The sequence below is a fragment of the Microcoleus sp. MON2_D5 genome (assembly GCF_036701905.1).
Taxonomy (GTDB): domain Bacteria; phylum Cyanobacteriota; class Cyanobacteriia; order Cyanobacteriales; family Microcoleaceae; genus Microcoleus.
Genome location: NZ_JAUBRM010000020.1, coordinates 55,026 through 79,755, shown reverse-complemented (window position 1 = coordinate 79,755; position 24,730 = coordinate 55,026). Strand labels below are relative to the sequence as shown.

General features: G+C 45.9%; 16 protein-coding genes. 9 read left to right on the top strand and 7 right to left on the bottom strand.

Translation table 11 applies throughout. The features are described from left to right. The first annotated feature begins 56 nt into the window (after positions 1–56). Positions 57–3,758: a hydantoinase B/oxoprolinase family protein gene (locus QUA47_RS09805; protein WP_333430618.1), complete on the top strand. Its 3,702-nt coding sequence runs from the start codon at positions 57–59 to the stop codon at positions 3,756–3,758. On the opposite strand, the gene QUA47_RS09800 is transcribed toward QUA47_RS09805, so the two are convergent. Continuing rightward, positions 3,749–4,219, bottom strand: a complete 471-nt coding sequence (locus QUA47_RS09800) for an RNase H family protein (protein ID WP_333430617.1) — start codon at positions 4,217–4,219, stop codon at positions 3,749–3,751. The genes QUA47_RS09805 and QUA47_RS09800 overlap by 10 nt on opposite strands. Positions 4,220–4,530: 311 nt before the next feature. Here QUA47_RS09800 and QUA47_RS09795 point away from each other — a divergent pair, with 311 nt between their 5' ends. Beyond that, positions 4,531–5,178, top strand: coding sequence for an RNA polymerase sigma factor (locus QUA47_RS09795; RefSeq protein WP_006634336.1), 648 nt, complete (start codon positions 4,531–4,533; stop codon positions 5,176–5,178). 174 nt (positions 5,179–5,352) lie between these two features. Beyond that, complete coding sequence (locus QUA47_RS09790) at positions 5,353–5,673, top strand: 2Fe-2S iron-sulfur cluster-binding protein (protein ID WP_333430616.1); 321 nt, start codon at positions 5,353–5,355, stop codon at positions 5,671–5,673. Positions 5,674–5,979: 306 nt separating this feature from the next. On the opposite strand, the gene treS is transcribed toward QUA47_RS09790, so the two are convergent. Further along, complete coding sequence (treS, locus tag QUA47_RS09785) at positions 5,980–9,360, bottom strand: maltose alpha-D-glucosyltransferase (RefSeq protein WP_333430615.1); 3,381 nt, start codon at positions 9,358–9,360, stop codon at positions 5,980–5,982. Between the two features lie 566 nt (positions 9,361–9,926). Between treS and QUA47_RS09780 the strand changes: the two genes are divergently transcribed. Further along, a complete protein-coding gene (locus tag QUA47_RS09780) occupies positions 9,927–10,157 on the top strand; it encodes a photosystem II protein, Psb35-related (protein WP_333430614.1) in 231 nt (76 codons plus the stop codon). 103 nt (positions 10,158–10,260) lie between these two features. Here the strand turns inward: QUA47_RS09780 and QUA47_RS09775 are convergent, their stop codons facing one another. After that, positions 10,261–13,182, bottom strand: coding sequence for an AAA family ATPase (locus tag QUA47_RS09775; RefSeq protein WP_333430613.1), 2,922 nt, complete (start codon positions 13,180–13,182; stop codon positions 10,261–10,263). 617 nt (positions 13,183–13,799) lie between these two features. Between QUA47_RS09775 and QUA47_RS09770 the strand changes: the two genes are divergently transcribed. From QUA47_RS09770 to QUA47_RS09760, 3 genes are all read left to right on the top strand, one after another. Further along, positions 13,800–14,873, top strand: a complete 1,074-nt coding sequence (locus QUA47_RS09770; RefSeq protein ID WP_333430612.1) for an MBOAT family O-acyltransferase — start codon at positions 13,800–13,802, stop codon at positions 14,871–14,873. A gap of 5 nt (positions 14,874–14,878) precedes the next feature. After that, positions 14,879–15,850, top strand: coding sequence for a DUF459 domain-containing protein (locus QUA47_RS09765; RefSeq protein ID WP_333430611.1), 972 nt, complete (start codon positions 14,879–14,881; stop codon positions 15,848–15,850). Positions 15,851–16,126: 276 nt separating this feature from the next. Next, positions 16,127–17,902, top strand: a complete 1,776-nt coding sequence (locus QUA47_RS09760) for a hypothetical protein (protein ID WP_333430610.1) — start codon at positions 16,127–16,129, stop codon at positions 17,900–17,902. 111 nt (positions 17,903–18,013) lie between these two features. On the opposite strand, the gene gloA is transcribed toward QUA47_RS09760, so the two are convergent. The 4 genes from gloA to QUA47_RS09740 form a co-directional block, all read right to left on the bottom strand. Further along, the gene (gene gloA, locus QUA47_RS09755) at positions 18,014–18,442 is read right to left on the bottom strand and encodes a lactoylglutathione lyase (protein ID WP_006634328.1); all 429 of its coding nucleotides are present in this window, start codon (positions 18,440–18,442) and stop codon (positions 18,014–18,016) included. Between the two features lie 74 nt (positions 18,443–18,516). Beyond that, the gene (locus QUA47_RS09750) at positions 18,517–18,753 is read right to left on the bottom strand and encodes a hypothetical protein (RefSeq protein ID WP_333430609.1); all 237 of its coding nucleotides are present in this window, start codon (positions 18,751–18,753) and stop codon (positions 18,517–18,519) included. Positions 18,754–18,848: 95 nt separating this feature from the next. Next, on the bottom strand, positions 18,849–21,104 hold the full coding sequence (locus QUA47_RS09745) for a heavy metal translocating P-type ATPase (protein ID WP_333430608.1): 2,256 nt from the start codon (positions 21,102–21,104) through the stop codon (positions 18,849–18,851). A gap of 36 nt (positions 21,105–21,140) precedes the next feature. After that, a complete protein-coding gene (locus QUA47_RS09740; protein ID WP_333430607.1) occupies positions 21,141–21,335 on the bottom strand; it encodes a heavy-metal-associated domain-containing protein in 195 nt (64 codons plus the stop codon). A gap of 323 nt (positions 21,336–21,658) precedes the next feature. Between QUA47_RS09740 and QUA47_RS09735 the strand changes: the two genes are divergently transcribed. Together QUA47_RS09735 and QUA47_RS09730 are read left to right on the top strand one after the other, a co-directional pair. Then, positions 21,659–22,390 (top strand): DUF305 domain-containing protein, encoded by a 732-nt coding sequence (locus QUA47_RS09735; RefSeq protein WP_333430606.1) that lies wholly within the window; start codon positions 21,659–21,661, stop codon positions 22,388–22,390. A gap of 313 nt (positions 22,391–22,703) precedes the next feature. Next, positions 22,704–24,650: an efflux RND transporter periplasmic adaptor subunit gene (locus tag QUA47_RS09730; RefSeq protein ID WP_333430605.1), complete on the top strand. Its 1,947-nt coding sequence runs from the start codon at positions 22,704–22,706 to the stop codon at positions 24,648–24,650. Positions 24,651–24,730 lie beyond the last annotated feature (80 nt).

Genomic DNA, 24,730 nt, shown 5'->3' with positions numbered 1-24,730 from the left:
GATAATTTTGTAGAATAATTTTTATGGATTCACATAACAAAATTTAGGAAAAATATATGAATGCTGATTTTCCCGATCGCACTCGCTGGCAATTTTGGATCGATCGCGGCGGTACTTTTACCGATATTGTCGCCCAGCGCCCCGACGGTAAATTAGTCATTCACAAGCTGCTGTCGGAAAACCCGGAACGCTACACCGACGCCGCAGTCCAAGGAATTCGCGATATTTTAGGAATTGGCGCAGATGTTCCCATACCCGCGGCACAAATTGAAGCGATTAAAATGGGCACGACGGTGGCGACAAATGCTTTGCTGGAACGAAAGGGCGATCGCACAATTCTGTTAATTACTAAAGGTTTCGGCGATGCGCTGAGAATTGGTTATCAAAACCGCCCGAATATTTTCGCCCGCCACATTGTTTTGCCCCAGATGCTGTACGATCGAGTTATTGAAGTTGCGGAACGCTACAGCGCTCAAGGTGAGGAGTTGACTGCTGTCAATCCTGATTTTATTCCGTCTTTGCAGCAAGCATACGATGAGGGAATTCGCAGTTGTGCGATCGTATTCATGCACGGCTACCGCTACTCGGAACATGAAAAACAAGTTGCTAAAATAGCGAGAGAAATTGGCTTTACTCAAATTTCAGTATCTCACGAAGTTAGCCCGCTGATGAAATTAGTTTCGCGGGGAGATACTGCGGTTGTCGATGCTTATTTATCTCCGATTTTACGTCGATACGTCGAACAAGTAACCAGTCAGTTATCTCCTGTAGGGGCGGTGTCCCCGTGCCCGCCCTCCCCGTGCCCACCCCCTAAATTAATGTTCATGCAGTCAAACGGCGGCTTAGTGGATGCGGCACAATTTCAAGGAAAAAACAGTATTTTATCGGGGCCTGCTGGGGGAATTGTCGGCGCAGTTCAAACGAGCAAAAAGGCAGGTTTTGATAAAATTATTACCTTTGATATGGGCGGAACTTCGACAGATGTTGCCCATTTTAACGGCGAATACGAACGCGAATTTGAGACGGAAATTGCTGGGGTGAGATTGCGATCGCCCGTGATGGCAATTCACACTGTAGCAGCAGGCGGCGGTTCAATTGTCTTTTTTGACGGGGCTCGCTACCGCGTCGGGCCGGAGTCTGCAGGGGCCAATCCTGGGCCTGCTTGCTATCGCAAAGGCGGCCCCTTGACGGTGACTGATTGCAATGTGATGTTGGGGAAAATTCAACCGGATTTTTTCCCGAAAGTATTTGGATTGAATGGAGATTTGCCGATCGCCCCTGAGGTAGTAAAGCAAAAATTTGGGCAACTAGCGGGGGAAATTGGGGGCGAGAGGACACCGGAACAGGTGGCGGAGGGTTTTTTGGCGATCGCGGTGGAAAAGATGGCAAATGCTGTCAAAAAAATCTCGCTTCAGCGCGGTTACGATGTTTCGGAGTATACATTGTGCTGTTTCGGCGGTGCGGGCGGCCAACACGCTTGTGCGATCGCCGATGCTTTGGGGATGAAACGGGTGTTTATTCACCCTTATGCGGGTGTGTTGTCGGCTTACGGTATGGGTTTGGCTGATGTGCGGGCTATTCGCGAAAGGGCGATCGAGCAACACTTAAATGCAGAATTATTAGCTGATTTGCATCATATTTTAACTGCATTGGAGGCTGATGGAAAGAGGGAATTGAACCGCCCAGACGCAGAGGACACAGAGAAAGAGTCAGAGGTTTTAGTTATTAGGAAGCTGCGCTTAAAATATCAGGGAAGTGACTCGGTTTTGGCGGTAGATTTTGCTGACAATATTGAGGTCATGCAGGCTGAATTTGAAGCAGCCCACCGACAGCGTTACAGTTTTATTATGCCAGAAAAACCGCTGATTGTGGAAGCGGTTTCGGTGGAAGTTGTAGAAAGAATGGATGTGCCGGAAGCATCCACAATTTCCCCCTCTTGTGGGACGGACATCTTGCCTGTGCAACCAATCTCAACGGTGCAAATGTATGTTGGTGGCGGGTGGCGGGCAACGCCTGTTTATCACAGAGACGATTTGCGATCGCACCACTGCATTAGCGGCCCTGCTATGATTGTTGAGGCAACGGGAACCAATATCATAGAACCGGGCTGGGAAGCGGAAATCACCGAAAATAATGATTTAATTTTGAACCGCCGATGCACGCCGATGGAGGCAGATAATATCCGCGTTCATTCGGGTTTATCTGCGGTTAAATCCGATCCGGTTTTGCTGGAAATTTTTAATAATTTGTTTCGGGCGATCGCCGAACAAATGGGCGTCACATTACAAAACACAAGTTCCTCCGTCAACATCAAGGAACGTCTCGACTTTTCCTGTGCAATTTTCGACAAAAACGGGCAATTAGTTGCCAACGCGCCGCACATTCCCGTGCATCTCGGCTCGATGAGCGAAAGCGTTGAAGCTTTAATTTTAGCACAAGGCAATGCGATTCAACCGGGCGATGTTTATGTTTCTAACAATCCCTACAACGGCGGCACACACTTGCCAGATATCACCGTTATTACTCCAGTATTCGATCGTGATTCCTCCCTTCCTTTGTTTTATGTGGCCTCGCGGGGACACCACGCTGACATCGGCGGCATCACTCCCGGTTCCATGCCTCCTAACAGTACAACAGTAACCGAAGAAGGTGTATTGCTTGACAATTTTCTGTTAGTAAGCGAGGGCAATTTTCGAGAAAAAGAATTACTAGAACTTTTGACAGTGGGGAATTTTCCTGTTCGCAATTACGCTCAAAATATAGCAGATTTGCAAGCACAAATTGCTGCTAACAAGCGCGGCGCAGAAGAGCTGATCAAGATGGTAGAACATTATGGATTAGAGACTGTGCAAGCTTATATGGGCTTCGTACAAGACAATGCTGAGGAGTCGGTGCGGCGGGTAATTGAGGTTTTGAGTGATGGCGAATTTACTTATCCGATGGATAGTGGCGGACAAATTAAGGTAGCGATTACAATTGACCAATCTGCGCGCAGTGTAAAAGTAGATTTTACTGGCACTTCAGGTCAACAAGCCAACAATTTTAATGCTCCCGCTGCGGTGTGCAAAGCGGCTGTTTTGTATGTTTTCCGCACCTTGGTAGATGACGATATTCCTCTAAATGCGGGCTGTTTGAAACCTCTCGAAATCATCAATCCCGAAGGCTGTATGCTGAATCCTCGCTATCCAGCAGCGGTGGTTGCAGGTAATGTGGAAACTTCGCAAAATATTACCGATGCTTTGTATTGCGCCTTGGGAGTGATGGCTGCTTCTCAGGGAACTATGAATAATTTTACCTTTGGGAATCAGCGCTATCAATATTATGAAACTATTTGCGGCGGTTCGGGCGCTGGTGCCGATTTTGAGGGTACTGATGCGGTGCAAACTCACATGACTAATTCGCGTTTAACCGATCCCGAAGTATTAGAATGGCGGTTTCCGGTGTTGTTAGAAAGTTTTGAAATTCGGGCTAATAGCGGGGGGAATGGATCTCATCGCGGCGGTAATGGAGTTGTGCGGCGAGTACGGTTTCGGGAGGCGATGACGGCGGGAATTTTATCGGGGCGGCGGGTGATTTCTCCTTGCGGTTTGAATGGGGGGGAACCGGGGAAAGTTGGGCGGAATTATGTTGAAAAAGTTGATGGAAAAGTTGAGGATTTGGCGAGTACGGCGACTGTGGAAATGCAGCCGGGGGAGGTGTTTGTAATTGAGACTCCTGGGGGCGGAGGATATGGTTTTCCTAGCGAGGTTCACCGTTGATAGCCTTCATCGGCTGGTAAGTTTTGTTGATTGGCTGCTTGTTTGGAAATATAATTGCAGCGTTGATACTCTTGGTTGCCCGCATATTGCTTAATTCTAATAAACTCAACGTCGTGTTGCGAACAGAATTGGAGTAGTTGCTCCCACAAATCTACGTTAGCAGTAGGTTTCTGTTCGCTATTCTTCCAGTTATTAGCTTGCCAGCGCAGCGCCCAATTGTTGGCAATAGCCTCTACAAGGTAGCCGTTGTTATTATATAGCGTCACTTTACATCTTGTTTTGAGTGCTTTCAGGCCTTCAATTGCAGCAATAATATCCATACGATTGTTTGTAGTTAAGTGAAATCCGCCGGATAGTTCCTTTCGATGATTTTCATACAGCAAGATTACCCCATATCCGCCAGCACCGCTCGCCGTAGTTATACCGCGAGTATAGATGCTAACTTGTTTCAAGGTGCTCATGCTTGTGGGAATCCTTCAGGAAATACAAACATTTTTGGAAATAGAATGGAGGTCATAAAATTAGAATAAAATGAGAAGGTCTTTACCCTTGATATAACAAATTAATTCAATTTTTAGTGGTGCTGAGCTAAGAGAGTTTATATGTACTACTTTACATTAAAATAGCGTCACATACAATTTCAATGAATTTCAATCATATAATTAATTGAGTTAATTATCAACATAATTTGCCAGCACTTGCATCAAATGTATATCGTGTTGTAGAATCGGGCTGCACCAGCATTTATTCTCAAAGCTATTCCATAACTATTGTGCAAACCCCTAATTTTTCCGAACTCAACCATCCTGTGGTCAAATCCCTGTTCCATCACAGCGACCAGGAATTATTGACTCTGTTTCAAAACCATCCCGATCAGGGTCGCTTCTTCACGGCGATTTTTTGCCGCTACGCTCAAATTGTACACTCCCTGATTCGCCATTCCGTGCGATCGCCCGTACAAGGCGATTACCTGTTTGCCCACACTTGGCTGCACATCTATCACGAACTGCGAGGCCTCGATTTGCGCCGCGAGATCCAAGAGTCTGATGGCGGAAATCTCAGTCTCCAAAACTGGCTGATTAATGTCACCGCAGTCTGCATAAATCAAGCTGAATTGCCCCCTGTTGAGTCGATTCACTACTCTTTGCAATCGGCTCCGCCTCCCCTGTGGTGTTACGTCAAACAAGCCTTGGAATTGTTAGCGCCGCTGCCGCGTTTAGTGGTGTTGATGGCTCAGACTTTCCGCTGGAGCGAAACTCGCATTGCAGCTTATTTGCAAGCAGAAGGCGAAGCTATTTCGCCCGCTCAGGTAAAGGCTTTGCTGCAAAAAGGATATCAAAGTTTAGAATCCAACTTGCCGGAGGATATTCGGGCTATTTATCTAGATGAAAATCTCGATTATCAAGAAGCGCTTGTCTAGTATAGCGATCGAGGTTGTGGTTTCTCAAAAACCCGGTGTTTTGAAAATACTGGGTTTTTTAGCTATCATGTATAGCGGAATGTGCTTCGTCCGCACCCTACATTTTGATTTTTTCTGTAAGTTGTAATCATCTATTTTAGTTGAATACCAGCAATCCAAATATAAGAGGTGGAAATGGCTGTTTATCAAGTTCGGTTGGTGAATGAGGCTCTCGCGCTCGATCGCACGATCGCAGTACCAGACGACCAGTATATCTTAGATATGGCAGAAGATGCCGGCATCCGCTTGCCGAATGGATGCAAGCAAGGCGAGTGTTCTGCTTGCCTTGCCAAATTGCTGAACGGTGAAATCGACCAAAGCGAACAAAAGTTTTTGAAGCCGTCAGAATTGCAAGCTGGCTACGCTGTTACTTGTGTGGCTTACCCGCTTTCTGACTGCACTTTGGTAACTCATCAAGAACAAGTTTTATATCAAGCCGCTCTTTATTTTAAGTAAGAGGAAATCAGTTTTTTACCATTTTTTCTTCTAGCCTCGCGGGGCGCGGAATTTGTTTGTAATACCAATTTTAAAAAAGAATGCAACAGTATTCTTGTTCCCCCCCTTTGCAAGGGGGGGCTAGGGGGGGTCGAAGAGTGTTGCAAGATTTTAGAGAAATGGTATAAAAGAGCGAATTATATTCGCCGAGCTAATCGTTATCAAAGCAGATTTTGCGTCATGTAAGGTGCGTGACTCTCCAGCATATCGCTGTTAATTGAGTAACTAAAAAGTCACGCACCCTAATGAGTATAGATAAACCCACCCTTATAAATTCAGCAATTGTAGAATCCGCTTCATCGGAATTTCCGCCCAATCCAAGCGGTAATTAAGTTCGTAGGCTAGCTCGCCAACCGCTTTTTCCAAAATGTAAGCATCCAACAAAACTTGTAGTTCCGGTATAGATTTGGGCAAGAAATTGGCATCGCCTGCTGTTACCAAATAGCTGTTAAGAAAAGTGAGGCTGACCCAGCGGTGCCAAACGTTCGCCCACTGCTCCATCTCCGGGAGATTTTCAGGGCGAATCATGCCACTTTCTACTTCATTGCGGAGTGCCAAAGTAACAGCGTAACTTATAGATTGCAGCATTCCCGCAACATCTCGCAGGGGCGACCTCTTCATCCGCCGCTCGCTTAACGGTCGATTCCGTTCTCCTCCGAAATCAATAATTACAAAGTCTTTGCCTGTATAAAGAACTTGCCCGAAATGAAAGTCCCCGTGACAGCGAATTCTATCGGCCGTGATTCTCAAGTTCAAAATAGACTTGAAACGTTCCATGATCAACTCTTCGCGGTTCAGGAGCTTTTGAGCCGATTTTTGTACTTCTGGCGGCAGTTTGGACATCCGTTTTTTCAGCTCCAGCAAAGTTCTTCCGGCCAGATTTCTCATGTATTGATAAATGGAACGCTGGTAAAAGGAAGTGAAGTTTTCTGGGGCAAAAGCGGGATTTTCTGTGTCAGCAGCTAAAGCGAGGTGAAGTTCGGCTGTCCGCTGACCTAAAAGTTCGGCTGATGCTAAGTAAGAGCCGATGAGTTCGCGAGCTAATGCCGGAATTTCTAGCGATAAATCGGCGACTAGCGAGTTTTGCTGCCGCTGCTGTCCGGTCAAAGCGTTCGGTAAATAACTTTCGGGGGCCGTAGATAAATTCTCACCGGAATGCTTTGCTTCTACTGTCATTACTTGCTCGAAATAGTCGCGCAGTGTGTCTAAGGTATAAGACCAAGCATCTACGCTGTCGGGGATTAATTTTTGTAGGATTCCGACTGTAAGGACTTGTTTTGCTGGTGTGTGATATTCCAAGGCTCCGGCAATTGGAGCGTAGTGTTGGATCGAGTTGCGCTCTGTTAAAAAGCGTCCGATTTCTAATTCGGGGTTGATTCCTTCCTCGACTTTTCGCAATATTTTCAGGACGAAGCGGTCGCCGTAACCTGCGGATGTATTGCTTTGTTCTTTTTTGAACAGGTGAGGGTCGAGGTTGGATAAATCTTCTTCTGAGCTGAATGCAGTGTCGGCAATTCCTAGTAGTTGGCCAGCAGTACCTCTGTAACTGCGAGAATTGGCGATCGCCCCCAGCAGCGCGCTCAGAAAACCTTTTTCCCCAGCAGCATCAAATAGTACCCCGATTTCCTTGTTGGTTTCTGGGAAGTGCAGGCGCGCGATCGCCCGCTCGTCTACATCGCCTTTCATCTCTTCCCAACCTAAAGGCAAAACGTAAGTTTCCGGCATACCTTCAGTATAATTTAACTGCAAAAACAGAATGTAAACTTGAGATTCCTCCCCGGCACTATCTTTACATTCAATCGGTACAATCTCACTTATTTCTAATGATTGAATTGCCCGATCTGTACCGCTAAACCAGCGATTGCGCCGCAGGTATCCCGGCAAAATATTAAGCAGCATATCCCTTAACTGACTTGTAGCAAAAGCAGTTTTCCAATTGCCTATCACCGCCAAAGTAGGCAAGTCTGTGGGAACACCGTGCAGCGAAAAATCTTCGTGTTTGACAGTAAGAGTAAACCAGTAAAAAGTGTGAGGACTCAAGCACAAAAAGTAAGGCGACTCGCCAACTGGAGGAAACTCCGTGCGGCCGAAAATCTCCACTGGAACAGCACCTTTAAAGGGCGCAAGGTCTAATTCTGCCGTCTGGACGAAGCGTGACAAATTAGCCACTACGAGGATGTGTTCGTCTTGATAAGTGCGTACAAAAGCTAAAACTTTGCGGTTTTCCGGGTACAGAAACTCGCAAGTTCCACGGCCGAATGCTTGGAAGCGCTGCCTAATTGCAATCAGGCGTTTCATCCACCACCACAGAGAACTTGGATTCGCCCGCTGCGCGTCCACGTTAATAGATTCGTAGTGATATTCAGGGTCAACAATTGGCGGTGCGTACAGCCGCTGCGGGTTAGCACGGCTGAAACCGGCATTGCGATCGCCACTCCACTGCATCGGAGTTCTCACCCCGTTGCGATCGCCCAAATAGATATTGTCTCCCATGCCAATTTCATCGCCGTAGTAAAGCACCGGCGTACCCGGAAGAGACAGCAGCAAAGCATTCATCAACTCAATGCGGCGGCGGTTATTTCCCATCAAAGGAGCCAAGCGGCGGCGGATGCCCAAATTAATTCTCGCCTGAGTGTCTTGAGCGTAAACCCGATACATATAATCTCGGTCTTCATCACTCACCATTTCCAGCGTCAATTCATCGTGATTCCGCAAAAATAATGCCCACTGACAGTTATTGGGAATCTGCGGAGTTTGCTGGAGAATGTCGCTAATTGGGAAGCTATCTTCCATATACAAAGCCATAAATAAACGTGGCATCAGCGGAAAATGAAAGTTCATGTGACATTCATCGCCAGCCGCGTAATATTCAACCGCATCTTCCGGCCACTGATTCGCCTCAGCAAGCAGCATCCGGTTGGGGAATTTCTCATCTACGTGCTTCCGCAATTGCTTCAAGAATACGTGAGTTTCGGGCAGGTTTTCGCAGTTAGTACCTTCGCGCTCGTACAGGTAAGGCACCGCATCCATTCGCAGTCCGTCTACTCCCAATGCCAACCAGAAATCTACCACATCTAAGATGGCTTGGCGGACGGCCGGATTGTCGTAATTCAAATCGGGTTGGTGGGAATAAAAACGGTGCCAGTAATAAGCTTTTGCTACCGGATCCCAAGCCCAATTAGATGTTTCAAAATCTTGGAAAATAATCCGAGCCTCTTGATATTTTTCCGGGGTGTCGTTCCACACATAAAAATCTCTTTCGTTACTTCCTTTCGGGGCGCGGCGCGCTCGCTGAAACCAAGCGTGCTGGTCGGAAGTGTGGTTAACAATTAACTCAATAATGACCCTAATTCCCCGCTGGTGCGCTGCTTCTAAAAGGTCTTTAAAGTCCTCTAATGTGCCGTAAATCGGGTTGACGGTAGTATAGTGAGATGTATCGTAGCCGTCGTCTCGGAGCGGCGAGGGAAAAAATGGCAGTACCCAAATTGCTGTTACTCCCAAGTTTTGCAGGTAATCCAGTTTTTCTGTCAGTCCTCTAAAGTCGCCTATCCCGTCTGCATTGCTGTCGGCAAAAGCCCGAACTGGTACTTCGTAAATAATCGCGTCTTTGAACCACAAGGGGTCGTCATTTAACATTGAGTTTGGCATGATTTTTAGCGATGATTGGTAATTGAGAATTTGTACTTAAATTTTGGTAATTGGGATTTGTTCGTTCAAATCCAAACTGATAAATCATAACTTATAATTTGACCGCGATCGTCCTGCCAGCGGCAGACTTTTAATCGTAATTTATTAACGCAAAACTTATAACTTCTTAACTATAAAATCTCAACAATCTGTTTTGCTATTTCGGATACAGTTCACAATCCGGGTACTGTGCTAGCTACCGATGCGCGGTAGTGTCCACCCTACCAAGGCGTGTCAACTTAAGCCTGAAACCCCTCTGTATCTCTCGCTGGTAGCCCAGTCTATATCCCCCTAAATCCCCCTTGATAAGGGGGACGAAAGAGAACACTCTTGTCCCCCCCTTATTAAGGGGGGCTAGGGGGGATCGAGCCCTTGTTGACACTAAGCACACCCTACAGACTCAGGATTAGGTGCGGTATTTACTACCTGCCGGACGGTTGCCACGACATTACAGTACCTTGACGTTTATTAATAATTTTCGTTACATTAGTTTACATAAAGCAACAAAAGTTAAGTAAAAAGCAAAAATGACTATTGTAATCGCTCTTTTAATCGTCGGTTGGGTCGCGGCCTCAGTAATTGGCACTCAAGCATATTTCCTCGGGGAACAGTCAAAGCCCATCCACGAGCGGAATTGGAACGATGAATCTTTTGAACAACTAGCAAAATCAGTGACGGGAACAGAAATTGATTACCGCGTTCGCGTTCCTGCCTACAGCATGGATGCCTATGGTAGCAGCACCATGTCTAATTCTTGATAATATATTTCACCATTTTTAATAACAGGCAGGATGCCTGCTCCCCAAGAAAAATTGATTGTTTGTGGAACAGGCATCTTGCCTGTTCCTAGCTGTTTGGCAACTACAAACTGTTACCTGTCAGCGCTGGGCGAGAATCTTTTTTGCGAAATTGCAAAGTGTTATTTTCACAGTCGATCGCAATTGTATCGCCCTCCACAAACGCATTTTCCAGAATCTTGTTTGCCAGCGGGTTTTCCAGCTCCCGCTGGATGGCGCGTTTCAAGGGACGAGCGCCGTAAACCGGGTCGTAACCGACATCTGTGATATGGTTTTTCGCCGCATCTGACAGTTCCAAAGTAATTTTTTGCTCGGCCAACAAACGCTCGATCCGCTTCACTTGAATGCTGACTATTTGCCGCAGTTCCGTCTTGCTCAAAGTGTGGAACAAAATTATCTCGTCCACCCGATTGAGAAATTCGGGCCGGAAGTGCGATCGCAGCGCTGTCATCACCCGTTTTAACATCTGTTCGTACTCTTGGTCTGTCTCCCGTTCTTGAGTCAATAAATTTTGATTTTCACTCTTCTCGGCAGTATCGACTCGCTCGGCCGACACCTCAACAGTACCGTCGGCAGCCACTTTATAATCGGTCTTTTGGCTTGACAAATCTTTCGTTTCCTGCTTGCGAGTAGCAGGTTTTTTGACGGTTTTTTCCTTCTTAGTAAACACGTCTAAAATGTGGTCGCTGCCGATATTGCTAGTCATCACAATTACGGTATTTCTAAAGTCAACCACTCGACCTTGAGAATCGGTAATTCTGCCGTCATCCAACACTTGCAGCAAAATGTTAAATACGTCGGGGTGCGCTTTTTCCACTTCGTCAAACAGCACTACCGAATAAGGATGTCTCCGCACTGCTTCCGAAAGTTGTCCCCCTTCATCGTAACCGACATATCCCGGAGGAGCTCCTACCAACCGGGAAACGCTGTGCTTCTCCATGTATTCCGACATATCGATGCGGACGATCGCATCATCGCTGTCAAACAAAAACTCCGCCAACGCCCGCGCTAACTCAGTTTTTCCGACGCCTGTCGGGCCCATAAACAAGAAAGAGCCGATCGGCCTTCCGGGGTCTTTCATGCCCGCCCGAGCGCGCCGAATTGCCGCCGCCACGGCTGTTACAGCTTCCTCTTGACCGATAACTTTTTGGTGCAAGTGTTTTTCCAATTGCAGCAATTTTTGGCGTTCGGATTCTAACAACCGGTTAACCGGAATGCCCGTCCATTTGGCGACAATTTCCGCAATATCGCCCTCAGTAACTTTTTCGCGCAGCAGGGAAGAACCTTGAGCTTGCTGTTTCAAAAGTTCCGCTTCTTTCGCTTCGCGATCGCGCACCGCCGTTTCCAACTTGCCGTACTTTAACTGTGCGGCTTTATTCAAATCGTAAGCCCTTTCTGCTTGTTCAATTTGCACTCGCAGTTGGTCTTCTTCTGCTTTCAATTTATTGATTGCATCCAACAACTGCTTTTCGCCCAACCACTGAGAGGACAATTTTTCCTGCTTGACTTTTAAGATGTCAATCTCAGATGTGATGCGTTCGACGCGGAAGCCGAGCCCAGGGGCTAGAGCACCTTTTCCTTCCCCTTCGATCGACAATTTTTCCATTTCCAACTGCATCACCCGGCGGTCAATGCCTTCCAATTCCACAGGTTTAGAGGTAATCTCCATTTTCAAGTGGGCGGCCGCTTCATCTACGAGGTCGATCGCCTTGTCCGGCAAAAAGCGATCGGAAATATAGCGGAAAGACAGAGTTGCAGCAGCTACCAGGGCCGAATCAGTAATTTTTACCCCGTGGTGGCGTTCGTAACGGTCTTTCAATCCGCGCAAAATCGAAACAGTATCTTCAACGCTGGGTTCGCCAACAAATACTTGTTGAAATCGGCGTTCTAGTGCAGGATCTTTTTCAATATTCTTGCGGAATTCGTCGAGAGTTGTAGCGCCGATGCAGCGCAGTTCGCCTCTGGCTAACATCGGTTTTAACAAGTTTCCCGCATCCATCCCCGAACCGGAACTGCCACCGCCGCCAGTACCGACAACGGTGTGCAATTCGTCAATAAATAGGACAATTTGCCCGTCGGAATCGATGACTTCCCGCAGAACAGACCGCAATCGTTCTTCAAATTCGCCCCGGAATTTGGCCCCAGCAATTAAACTGCCCATGTCGAGGCTAAATAGCTGGCGATTTTTCAAAGATTCCGGTACGTCGCCGTTGACAATTCGCTGGGCTAAACCTTCGGCGATCGCAGTTTTTCCAACTCCGGGATCGCCAATTAACACCGGATTGTTTTTTTGACGGCGGGAAAGAACTTGTACCACGCGGCGGATTTCCTCATCGCGGCCGATTACTGGGTCGAGTTTGCCGGCTTTGGCGGCTTCTGTCAAATCGCGGCCGTACTTGCTGAGGGCGTCGGAGCTAGCTTCGCCATCTTGCTCTTGGGCTTTAGCGCTGCTGCGGCTGGCTTTCCCAGTTTCGGAATTTTTTTCTTGGGCTTTAGTAGTGGCGCGGACTGATTTGATTGCTTCTTCGAGTTTTGGTCGATCGAGCGTACCGGCTGGGGGTTTGCGATCGTAACCGGGGCGGCCCGGCGGGCCGTCGCCTTTTGTCAGCAACCTGCGACCGACTCGTTCGTCTTCTACTAAACCAATTAATAAATGTTCAACGGCGATAAAATTATCTTGCCAAGCCGCCCTGGTGGCCTCGGCAACATCTAACATCACTTCTAAGCCGCGGCCGAGGTATAGTTGGTCAGCGTTGGCAACTCTGGGCTGTCGTTTGGCAAAAGCATCTAACTGCTGGGCAAAGCGGGCGGCATCGACTCCAGCTTTGCTGAGAATGCTGTTGGCCTGACCTTGCTGTTCGAGAAGGGCGATGGCTAAATGTTCAACCTCTAGCTGCTGATTGGCAAAGCGGCGGGCTACATCCTGGGATTTGACAATGGCTTCCCAGGCTTGATCTGTAAATTTGCTAGGGTCTGTTGGCTGCACGTTAGTTCCTCGCAATCAAGGGGATTCCTGTTGTTATCCGTTAATACATCGTCTCACAACCATCATAATCTTTAAACAGGATTGTGAATTTATGAGTGCGGTTAACTAGGGGGGAAGTTGTGACCTAATTGACCTCTTACAAAAGCTTACAGTCCGCAATCCACCCCGAAATTTGGTGCGGTCAGACCGACTCTGGCGATATCCTTCGGGATAGGTTGGCTGGCCGTACTTATAAAAATATTGCCACAAACAAGATTTTTTACCGGCTGAGATTTATGCTATTTCCCACTTACCAATTTTTAGTATTTTTCCTAATTATTTTTAGCCTGATCGTCTCTGTGAAACCCCAAGTCGATTTGTATAAAATTGTCTTGTTAGTTTCCAGTTTATTATTTTATTCCTTTTGGAGTTTCGACTTTCTCTTGCTCCTCGTTTTCTCTACAGCCTATAACTATATCACTCTTCGGGTTCTGTGCAACAGTAAGTATAAAAAACTTGCTTTAATCTCCGGCTTAGTTTTCAACATTGCCTATCTCGGCATCTTTAAATATTGCAACTTCTTTGTAACTTCTTTATTTGAGATACTGAACCACCTACAAATTCCAGCCAGCTTTCCAGTGTTGCAAATAATCGCCCCCGTCGGCGTGTCTTTCTACACTTTTAGAATAATTTCTCATTTGATCGACTGCTACCAGCAAAAAATACCCTGTCCAAAATTTATAGACTATGCCGCCTACATTACCTACTTTCCGCAAATTGCCTCCGGGCCAATCTCGCGAGCTCCCGAATTTTATTGGCAGCTAAATTCACCGAAAAAATACGACTATCAAATTGAAGAAGTTATAGTTTTGATTTTGTCGGGACTCTTCAAAAAATATACTTTAGCCAGCTTTTTGTTTAACTTCACTGACTTGCCATTCAAAGTCCCCCAGCAGTACAGCAGCATCGATTTAATCCTGGCGGCAATTTCCTATTCCTGTTTAATTTACGTAGATTTCAGCGGCTATTCAGATTTAGCCAACGGCATCTCCTGTTTGCTGGGTTTCCAACCCATTGCCAACTTTAATATGCCATACCGATCGCTCAGCCTGCAAGAATTTTGGAAAAGGTGGCACATCAGTCTTTCCGAGTGGCTGAGGGATTACCTTTACTTTTCCTTGGGCGGCAACAAATACGGCAAGTCGAGAAAGTACCTAAATCTATTTTTAACAATGGCGATCGGCGGATTTTGGCACGGCGCAGGTTTAAACTTTATTTTCTGGGGAGCAATTCACGGTTTAGGATTAATTGTCAACCATTTATGTAAAGATATCCCCCAAGCTATCCACTTTAAATTAGACTATGCCTTTCCCAGATTTGCTAAATTTTGCAGTTGGTTGTTAACATTTAGTTTTGTTACTTGTAGCTGGGTATTTTTCGGCACTCCAAACTGGGAAATTGCGGCGAGTTTTTTTGAAGGAATTGTCAATCCTGCGGTAGCCACTTTTCAATTTAACTTTTGGCAATTGTATTTAGTAATTGCAGTCATTGGCGCGATCAACTTGTGGGGCGATCGCATCGCGAAACTATTGCAAACCTTATTGTCATTAAAAAACATTTTCTTTCGGGTTGTCTTAGTTTCGCTGCTCGTGTATACTATCTTGATGTTGGGGCCTAGTACCGTTCCGCCTTTTATTTACTTTAATTTCTAAGAAATATGAAAGACCGGGAATTTTTGCTAATTGTTACTTCTGTCATTCTCACTTTAATATTTTCCAACTTATCATTATTTCTAAAAAGCTTTGCTTCAACTCCTTTCGCCAGTCCAGAAATCAAAGAAGCCGCGCGCCTGCTCGAAATAGACGGTTTCCGAAAATCCGAACAAGCTTTTTGGAGCCAAATTAAAGATATTAACTTCGATACCCTCCCCCAAGAACCAGAAATTCCTCCTGTCAAAACCGAAACCAAAGCGGCCGTTGAACCCCCAAAGCCTGCTACTGCTAAAAAACAAACCCCAGCTAAACCTAAACTGACCAGACCTTATCGCAGATTTTTATTTATTGGAGATTCCGTAATGTTCGACTTAGGAATTCAACTCCAGTACACTCTTAAGAAAAAATACAATATCGCCGATACGAAAATTGACTACAAGGTCTCGACCGGATTAAATCGGATAGATTATTATGATTGGTATGCCAGAACTCGCCAAATTATTAATAATTACCAGCCGGATGTAGTGATAGTTTTCTTTGGAGCCAATGACCGTCAAAACATCACTGATTTTCAAGGAAAAGCCTGGGTCGTCATGAGCAAACAATGGCAAAAAGCTTATCAAGAAAGAGTTGAAAAATATGCCAATTTACTTGATTCGTCATCGGTGAGAAAAGTGTATTGGATAGGTCAATCCATACCTAACAAATCTTCGTATATCAAAGCTTTTCCTATTATGAACGATATTTATAAAAATGCCAGCCAATCTTCATCAAAAATTGAATATATTTCGACCTGGGAGACTTTTGGACAAGCCGGAAAATTTGTTCCTGTAGTTGCTAATAAATCGGGTAAGCGAGGTTATGTAAAAAATAATGACGGCTTGCACTTTACCTCCCACGGGGCTCAAATTATCAGCGACTTAATCGTTGACCAAATGGTGAGCGACAAAATCTTAAAACTTCCGGCAAAAAAATAAATATAGTAGGTTGGGTGTCGTGACCCAACCTAAAATTTTGACATTTCACCGATCACTGCAAAATTATATATTTAGTTCGGGACGCACATTTGCCTTGCTCAAGCCGGTTTATAAGAAAAATAGGGGCTTTAGTTAGGAGCAATTTACCCGTGAAACCGGGTTTATAACTCCCTAGGCGTCCAGGACTAATATTGACAAAAAGCCCCAGTAGATGTAAAGTTGAATTCAGCATCAAAGAATGGCGTCCATATCTACCAATTGTCATGGCGACCAATTATGACGAGGAATCTGGGGAAAGTCGATCGCAGTAGCATCCCTGAGTCGATCGGGTGCAGCGGCACAGCGCTAATCTTCATTCTCAATAAATATACTCAACCCTGGCAAAGAATAAACATAGTTGAAAAAATCCTGCAACAGTGCGGCAGCGAGCCTTTTGCTGAAGTTGTGGGCGTAGCGAAAAGCGGAATATTCAGAGAAAATATACCCGAACCCGTCAGAAAACCGCATCCGAATTTGCTGTTTCGCGCTTTGGGGATTCAGGCATTGGGGAAGGTGCGAGATGAGCTGAGATCGAGTGAGAGAGAAGCTAGAGCAAGTGATTTTAGCAAAAATCTGCTGGCGGCGTTAGAACAGGAAGCGCGAGGGGGATCGACTCCTTTAATTCGGTGGTCTGCGGCTGTTAGTATTAAGTCCATTTGGTTGGATGAAGCAGGGCAAAGACAAGACAAGGAATGTGCTGTCAATGTCACAATCAATGCAGGGGAAATTGAGCGGCTGGTTGTAGAAGAGCAAATTAAACTGTTAGCAATCAACAAATTTGCTTTGGGCGACAGTAGAAATGATAGCAGTAAGGAATATGAGAATTGTCTAGATTTTTGGGTGTACGGCCCGAGCTGGCTGCTGCCGGGTATGCCAATGGATTGCGAAGAATATCTGTTTTGGATCGAGAGAGTATTTGCGGCGATCGCAGTTACGGGTTCGTACAAATTGAATCCCAAAAAGGATGCAGCAGTAACCAACTTTTTGGAAGCGGCAGAAAATAATTTTAATGACTTGGAATTCTCCAAAATACTTGCCAAAATTTTTGAGTTCCTGCACCACCCGGAAGCGAGAGTCAAAAATCTAGCTGCAATTATTTTAGAACCTTACAAAGACAAGCTTGACCGGAAATCGGCGCTGATTCTGACAGCCCTAGTATATAAATTTAATGTAGTAAAAAATCAGCCCTTAGAATGTCTGACTATTCCCGAAATAGAGGAGTGCAAAGCGTCACTGTATCGAGATAAAATCGAAATTGACAAGGTGTATAGTGAGGCTTTGTCGCTGTGCGGCGATCGGGATGTCGAGATGGCAAGTTTCTTGTCAGCTAAACAGAGTGAAGACCAAAATACGGTAGACGAGCAGATCAACAATCTCAGCAAGTTAGTTAAGTCGATCGTAGATTGCCAGAGCTTGTTAGATGCTAATAGGGAACTTTTGTATTTGACTATAGAGCGGCTGCAAAAATGGGATTACACCCTAGGCCATAAACTGTCTGTGCACCGCAAGAAACTCCAAAACCTCAGTTTTGACAAAAGCACCTCCGAGCAGTGCATAAACCTCGACAACGAGCTAAATTCTATCAGAGATTCTTTGCAATATACTTTGTATGAAGTCATATCCAAAATTAACAGCCTAATTAGAGATGTAGAAGTTTCAGTCTCTAAGAATAATAAGACGGCCACAGATATGTTTAAGTGGACATGGGTATTGTTGGGGGTGTGGTTTTCAGTAGGCCTGCTCTTGTATGTATCGGATTCAGTGATTAACTCAATGTTTACCGTCAGCTACACAAGCGAATTTGTAGTTTATTGGACTATTTTATTTATTGTGATGGTGGTATTTTTGTTAGTATTAGCTGTATTTTTTTCGGCGATCGCTGCTTTAGAAAAGCGCCGAGAATCTAAATTAATTCCTCAATTTGAGAGCTTAAGCCAAATAGGCACCAGTTTTTCTATTTTGTGGCAAAAGAGTTACTTGCAGCAGTTTGTACCGTCGGTGCGATCGAATTAAAAGTGTTGAAAACCCCTAAATCCCCTCAGTAGGGTGCGTCACAGAAAGAGTTTCAGCTTAACTCAAAAAGTTTGTTTCTGACGCACCCTACCAGGACTAGGAGGACGAACTCTAAGATGCGCTCGCCGCACTTACTTTCTGGGCATTGCTACCTTGATTTGCCAGTTGAATTAATTCAACTTTATATCCATCTGGGTCTTGCACAAAAGCGATGACTGTTGAACCGTGCTTCATCGGGCCGGGTTCGCGACTGACTTTACCGCCGCGAGCTTTAATTTCTTCGCAAGTACCGTAAATGTCGTCAACGCCGATCGCAATATGACCGTAAGCATCTCCCAAATTGTACTCTGTGACGCCCCAGTTGTATGTTAACTCCAAAACTGTAGTGTCTGATTCGTCGCCGTAACCGACAAAAGCCAGAGTAAATTTACCGTCTGGATAGTCCTTTTGCCGCAGCAATTTCATGCCCAGAACCTCGGTGTAAAATTTGAGGGATTCTTCCAGATTGCCGACTCGGAGCATCGTGTGTAGTAGTTTCATTTAGCTCACTCCAAATTTTTTAAGCTTCCTCAATTTTAGCGATATCTCGCTGGAAAAAACCGCGCCGGCAAAGTTTACCTGGTTTTAGCTTGCTTTTTACTGAACAAAAACCACCACAGTTCTAAACCAATTAATGTCAATCCGCCTGCTGTTACGCCAATTTTTAAACTTAACGGCTGTTCGATATGCCGAAATTGAGCGGTTGATTTGGCAGGATGGATTGATATTTGATTGGCTCGAACTCCCGATGCAATTCCGAGCATAATTCCTAAACTGCCGAGGCTTCCTAAGATTTGGCGTTGATTCAACATTTTTTAAATTTCTCCTAGTTTATGCAAGAGATGTGCGTTAATAAATCGCGGAATTGTGCGCCTTGCCTACCAGGAGGTTTGGGGAAACTCCTAATTTAGCCACTAGATTTGGCTTGAAAATTCCGCAATCGCAAAGCATTACTAACTACAGAGACTGAACTGAAAGTCATTGCTGCACCGGCGATAATTGGATTTAGCAGCCAGCCAAAAATGGGGAACAAAATGCCAGCCGCAATCGGTATTCCAGCGATGTTATAAATAAACGCAAAAAACAGATTTTCGCGGATGTTCCGCATGGTGGCGCGGGAAAGTTTAATTGCTGTAACTATGCCTTGCAAATCTCCTGAAATTAAGGTAATGTCGCTGGCTGCGATCGCCACATCGGTGCCGGTGCCGATCGCAATTCCCACGTCTGCTAAGGCCAAAGCCGGCGCGTCGTTAATCCCGTCTCCCACCATCGCCACAATGTTTCCTTCCCTTTGCAGGGCTTGAATTTGAGCTGCTTTTTGGTCGGGTCTAACTTCGGCAAAAACCCGAGTAATGCCCACGGATTGGGCGATCGACTCTGCAGTCGCGCGATTATCCCCCGTCAGCATCGCCACCTCCAAACCGAGCTTTTGAAGCGCTTTCACCGCCTGCGCTGACGACGGTTTGAGGGCATCCGCAATGCCAAGAATTGCCTCTATTTTGCCCTCGGAGGCCATCCAAACAACCGTTTTGCTCGCAGCTTCCAAAGCTCTCCCGCGCAGTTCCAGATATTCAGTATCGCAGCCTAGTTCCTGCATCCACCTCAGCGTTCCCAGGGCGATCGACTTTCCGCCTACAACCCCTCGAACACCACTTCCCGCGATCGCCTCAAAATCCTTAACATCCGTCAAATTCACCTCTTGAGATTGAGCGTACCTCACAACAGCTTCCCCCAAAGGATGCTCCGAATTTCGCTCTACAGACGCAGCCAATTGCAGCAACTTTAACTCATTGCTGTTCGCCGTTCCCCTAATTGTCACAAAATCAGTTACAGTCGGCTTGCCTTCGGTGAGAGTTCCTGTTTTATCTAACACGATAATTTGGATTTTGTGAGCCAATTCTAAACTCTCGGCTCCTTTAATTAAAATTCCATTTTCTGCACCTTTACCAGTTCCCACCATCACAGCAGTCGGAGTCGCCAAACCCAAAGCGCACGGACAGGCAATAATCAGCACTTCCACCATTGTTACCGTTGCAAAAGTGATGTTTCCAGTCGCGTTAAACCATATAATAAAAGTAGCTAAAGCGACGGCAATTACTGCGGGGACAAACCAAGCAGTCACTTGGTCGGCTAACTTTTGAATCGGTGCTTTTGAACCCTGTGCGTCCTGCACCATCTTGACAATTTGAGCTAAAAATGTATTTTTGCCAACTCTTGTCGCCCGAAACTTGAAACTGCCAGTTTTATTAATTGTGGCTCCGATAACTTCGTCGCCAAGCTGCTTTTTGACAGGCAAACTTTCTCCCGTAACCATTGCTTCGTCTACCGTCGAAGCACCCTCCATTACCTCTCCATCTACGGGGATTTGCTCTCCCGGCCGCACCTGCACGACATCGCCAATTTCCACTTGGGCGATCGGCACTTCCAACTCTTCCCCGTTGCGAATTATCCGAGCAGTTTTTGCTTGCAAACCCATGAGTTTGCGAATCGCTTCGGAAGTCTCTCCCTTCGCCCGATTTTCTAGGGTTTTCCCCAACAAAATTAAGGCGACAACGCTGGCGGCAACTTCGTAGTAAACGCTAGGAGTCAAACCTTGGGCAGTCAAGAAACCGGGAAAAAAGGTCACAAATACAGAATAAAAGTAAGCAGCACTCGTTCCCAAGGCAATCAAGGTGTCCATTGTCGCCACCCGCCGTTTTAGGGATTTCCAAGCTCCTACATAAAACGATTTGCCGCACCAAAATTGTACGGGGGATGTCAGCACTAATTGCAGCCAAAAATTGTGCAGCCATGCGGGAATAAATGGCAGGTGCAAGCCGGTCATCGCTGGAATAGCGCCCACAACCAGCAGGATGCTTATGATACCTGCTGTCCAGAGTTTCCGCTGCAAGTTTTGAGATTCCGATTTGCGATCGGCTTGTTCGGAATCATCCTCTACAGCCGCCATTTCTTGAAGTGGCAAAGCTTGGTATCCCGCATCATCAACCGCCGATTGAATTGTTTCTAAGTTGGTTTGCTTGGAGTCGTATTGGATGCTTGCTTGTTCCATCCCAAAATTGACATGACACTCCATTACGCCGGGAACAGATTGAATTGCTTGCTCGATAGAGGAAGCACAAGAAGCACAACTCATGCCCCGCAATTTAAGTGTGAGATTGTCCATATATGCCATCCTCAATGAGACATTTACCCTTTGTCTTTAAATAGTTGGATAGCCCGCCGATGCGATCGCTTTCCTAACTTCACTTTCCGACTTAGCGGTTTGAATCGTGAGCACTTTTGTCTTGAGATCCGCCTCAACCGTTGAGGCTGAGTCAATGGCTTGGACTGCTTTTGTGATTGTAGTCGCACAAGCAGAACAAGCCATCTTAGGAACTTTTAGCTTTAAAGTCATAATTTGAACCTCAGCAGAAACTACTCTGCTCAATCAATGAATTAACTCCATTGTAAAGTCTCCAGTAAACTGGAGAGTCAAGGGGAATTGCGAAATAAATCAGGAATTATGAAAAAACTGGTTTGACACGCTACCCCTAGGGGTAAGGTACGCACTGTGCACCCTACATAATTAGGTTCAAGTCAGTCCTGTAAATCTTAAATTTGAGTGCGATCGGCGGCACAGCAATAATTATTTACAATTGCGACTCATAAATTTCATCCTAATTTCATTTATATGTGGAAAGCTGAAGATAAATGGCAGTTTTCAGCATATAAAAATCTATGAAACCAATTTCATTAAAAACAGGCTTTGCAGCCCTGATATTGACCGCCGCAGCCGCTTTAACCAGCGGAGTGCTTGCAGCTTGTTCAAAAGCCCCTTCCAGCGAAACTCAAGCCCCAAATGTTACGGCTGCAACCGAAGCAAACAAGAAGCAAGACGTGGCACAAGGCGGCGGCATGGGTGGCATGAATCATGGCATGAATCATGGCATGAATCACAATATGTCAATGGATTTAGGCCCGGCTGATGCGGACTACGATGTGCGATTTATTGATGGCATGACAGTACACCATCAAGGTGCTGTAAACATGGCTAAAGAGGTACTCAATAAATCCAAACGTCCTGAAATGAAAAAACTAGCAAATAACATTATTGCTGCTCAGAACCGCGAAATCAATCAAATGAAAGAGTGGCGAAAAGCTTGGTATCCCAAAGCTAGCAGTACCCCGATGGCTTATCACGCTCCAATGGGTCACATGATGGCAATGACTCCCGAACAAATGCAAAGCATGATGATGAGCATGGATTTAGGGGCGGCTGACGACCAATTTGACTTGCGATTTATCAATGCGATGATTCCTCACCACGAGGGAGCTGTAGTGATGGCTGAAGATGCTTTGAAGAAATCGAAACGGTCAGAAATGACAAAATTATCTCAAGAGATTCTGAGTTCGCAAAAGCAAGAAATTGAGCAAATGAAACAGTGGCGGCAAGCTTGGTATAAACAGTAGAAAGTCGGCGCGGGAATTTAGCCTAATATCTGTAGGGCCGGGTTCACTCAAATATAAATCGTAAGTAAAAAAGATAAACCCGCCCCGCCCTGTTGGTAAACCCGTTTCAATCTGCGGTTTTTCGGGGTAGTTTATAACATCATATCGGGTGATATATTCCGCCTCGTGGCGGGTTTATGAATATCAAGGTTGTGATATTAAATATCTTGGTGAACTCGCCCTAGATAAACGATGTTGATTTAACCTATTTCATCCTGATTTCATATTTGTCTGCCAAACTGATCGGTGAGTTCAGATTCGCCCCTACTCAATCATGCACTCTTGCCACTATTTCGCCTCCCCAATAAAGCTCTGCCGCTTTTCTGGCTTACTCCTGAGCCTCGCGTTCCTAACTTCTCACGCCGCTGTTTTTGCCCACGCTGGCCACGGAGATGAATTTCACCAAAGCGGCGAAACAACTCAAACTCCTGCTGCTATTTCTGTTGATGCCGAAACAGCAAAACGATTAGGAATTAAAGTCTCCCCTGCAGCTCGCCAGCGACTAGATATCGGCATCAAAACCACAGGACAAATTGAAACTTTGCCCAACCAAAAAGTTGAAGTGACGGCTCCTGTTGCTGGGAAAGTAGTAGAGTTGCTGGTTAAGCCTGGGGACAAAGTGTCAAAAGGTCAAGCCCTTGCGGTTTTATCGAGTTCAGAATTAGGACAATTGCGGGTTGAATCTCTCTCGAAACGTGCCGAAGCTGAGGCAGATTTGCAGCAAGCGGAAGCGGATCTAAAACTAGCACGAGAAAATTACGATCGCCAACTTCAAATATCCGCAGCAGAAATCGCCCAAGCCAAAACTCAACTGACAGCAGCAACCAAGCAGTATCAGCAAGAGCAAGACTTGGTAAACAAGCGTTCAGTTGTGCAAGCCGCTAAAGAAAACTATCAGCGTCAAGTTGAAATAGCGCAAGCCGAAATAGCGCGGGCAGAAACAGAATTAACTGTTGCTAAAGAACAGTTCGCTCGCGACAAAGAATTAGTGGCATCAGGGGCGATCGCGCGGCGCACAATGCTGGAATCGCAAGCCCACTTCGCCGAAGCACAAGCCGCTGTTGCTAAGGCAAAAAGCCGTCCTGAAGTTATCAAAGCCGAAACCGAAATTAAACAAGCCGAAGTAGACCTCCCAATGCGGGAATTGCGGGAATCTCAAGGCAGAGTAGCAGAAGCAAAAGCTCAACTTACCAGAGCTCAGAGCCGCCGGGAAGTCCTAGAAGCCGAGAACCAACTCAAACGCGGCCAAACTGCCGTCGAAGTCGCTCAGTCGCGCATTCGCTTGGCTGACGCAGCCTATCAAGCGCGGCTGCAACAATTAGGAACTGCTGCCAACGATCGAGGACTCGTTACCGTAGTTGCTCCGATTTCCGGGACGGTAGCCGATCGCGAAATCACCCCAGGAGAGTCAGTAAACGCTGAAAAACCGTTGATGAGTCTCTTAAATGACAGCCGCGTTTTTGCCACAGCCAATATTTACGAAAAAGACCTGAATCAAGTAAAACAGGGTCAGGAAGTCAGGGTAAAAGTCGCTAATTTACCCGATCACACTTTCAATGGAAAAATCGCCTTGATTGGGTCATCCGTAGAAGGAGAAACGCGGGTTGTGCCGGTGAAAGCAGAACTAGATAATATTAACGGCGAATTAAAGCCCGGACTGTTTGCGGAGTTGGAGATTTTAACCGACAAAACTGCAACAAATATTTTAGCAATTCCGACTGCGGCGGTAGTGGATGTTAGCGGTAAAAAAACCGTTTATCTCCAAAATGGCAATGCTTATCAAGCGGTTGAAATTGAACTCGGTCAAACTGCCGGAGATTTAGTTGAAGTGAAGAGGGGTTTATTCGAGGGAGATTTGATAGTAACGCAGCGAGCACCTCAACTTTACGCACAATCTTTGCGGGGCGACAGCAAGCCCTCAAAAGACGAGGCAAAAAAAGAGACTTCTCCCAAGCTAACAGAGGTTAATTTTAATAATTTACCCGTGTCTTTATGGTGGGCGGGAATAGGGGGAGGAGTTGCGATCGCATCCCTGACTTTCACAGCCGGCGTGTTGTGGGGAAATCGGCGCAAATTGCCAGCAATAGCAGCGGATTCTGGAAACAATGCTACAAATAATGGTTTTTCCGCCTCAACATCGACCTGGGACGATGAATTGCTATTACACAATGACAACCATCACGTTAAAACTCAAGAGGCAGAAGTCAAGAGTTTAAAGTAACAGCACGACACGGAAGTCACGGATACACGGATAGCTGTTTTTATCAATGCCCAATGCCCAATTCCCAATGCCCAATTCCC

Excerpts from the sequence above, each read along its gene's own strand:
- QUA47_RS09750 (WP_333430609.1), bottom strand. The coding sequence starts at position 18,753 with ATGTTGAATCAACGCCAAATCTTAGGAAGCCTCGGCAGTTTAGGAATT.
- gloA (WP_006634328.1), bottom strand. The coding sequence starts at position 18,442 with ATGAAACTACTACACACGATGCTCCGAGTCGGCAATCTGGAAGAATCC.
- QUA47_RS09765 (WP_333430611.1), top strand. The coding sequence starts at position 14,879 with ATGAAAGACCGGGAATTTTTGCTAATTGTTACTTCTGTCATTCTCACT.
- QUA47_RS09740 (WP_333430607.1), bottom strand. The coding sequence starts at position 21,335 with ATGACTTTAAAGCTAAAAGTTCCTAAGATGGCTTGTTCTGCTTGTGCG.
- QUA47_RS09790 (WP_333430616.1), top strand. The coding sequence starts at position 5,353 with ATGGCTGTTTATCAAGTTCGGTTGGTGAATGAGGCTCTCGCGCTCGAT.
- QUA47_RS09745 (WP_333430608.1), bottom strand. The coding sequence starts at position 21,104 with ATGGACAATCTCACACTTAAATTGCGGGGCATGAGTTGTGCTTCTTGT.
- QUA47_RS09760 (WP_333430610.1), top strand. The coding sequence starts at position 16,127 with ATGACGAGGAATCTGGGGAAAGTCGATCGCAGTAGCATCCCTGAGTCG.
- QUA47_RS09805 (WP_333430618.1), top strand. The coding sequence starts at position 57 with ATGAATGCTGATTTTCCCGATCGCACTCGCTGGCAATTTTGGATCGAT.
- QUA47_RS09730 (WP_333430605.1), top strand. The coding sequence starts at position 22,704 with ATGCACTCTTGCCACTATTTCGCCTCCCCAATAAAGCTCTGCCGCTTT.
- QUA47_RS09780 (WP_333430614.1), top strand. The coding sequence starts at position 9,927 with ATGACTATTGTAATCGCTCTTTTAATCGTCGGTTGGGTCGCGGCCTCA.
- QUA47_RS09735 (WP_333430606.1), top strand. The coding sequence starts at position 21,659 with ATGAAACCAATTTCATTAAAAACAGGCTTTGCAGCCCTGATATTGACC.
- treS (WP_333430615.1), bottom strand. The coding sequence starts at position 9,360 with ATGCCAAACTCAATGTTAAATGACGACCCCTTGTGGTTCAAAGACGCG.
- QUA47_RS09800 (WP_333430617.1), bottom strand. The coding sequence starts at position 4,219 with ATGAGCACCTTGAAACAAGTTAGCATCTATACTCGCGGTATAACTACG.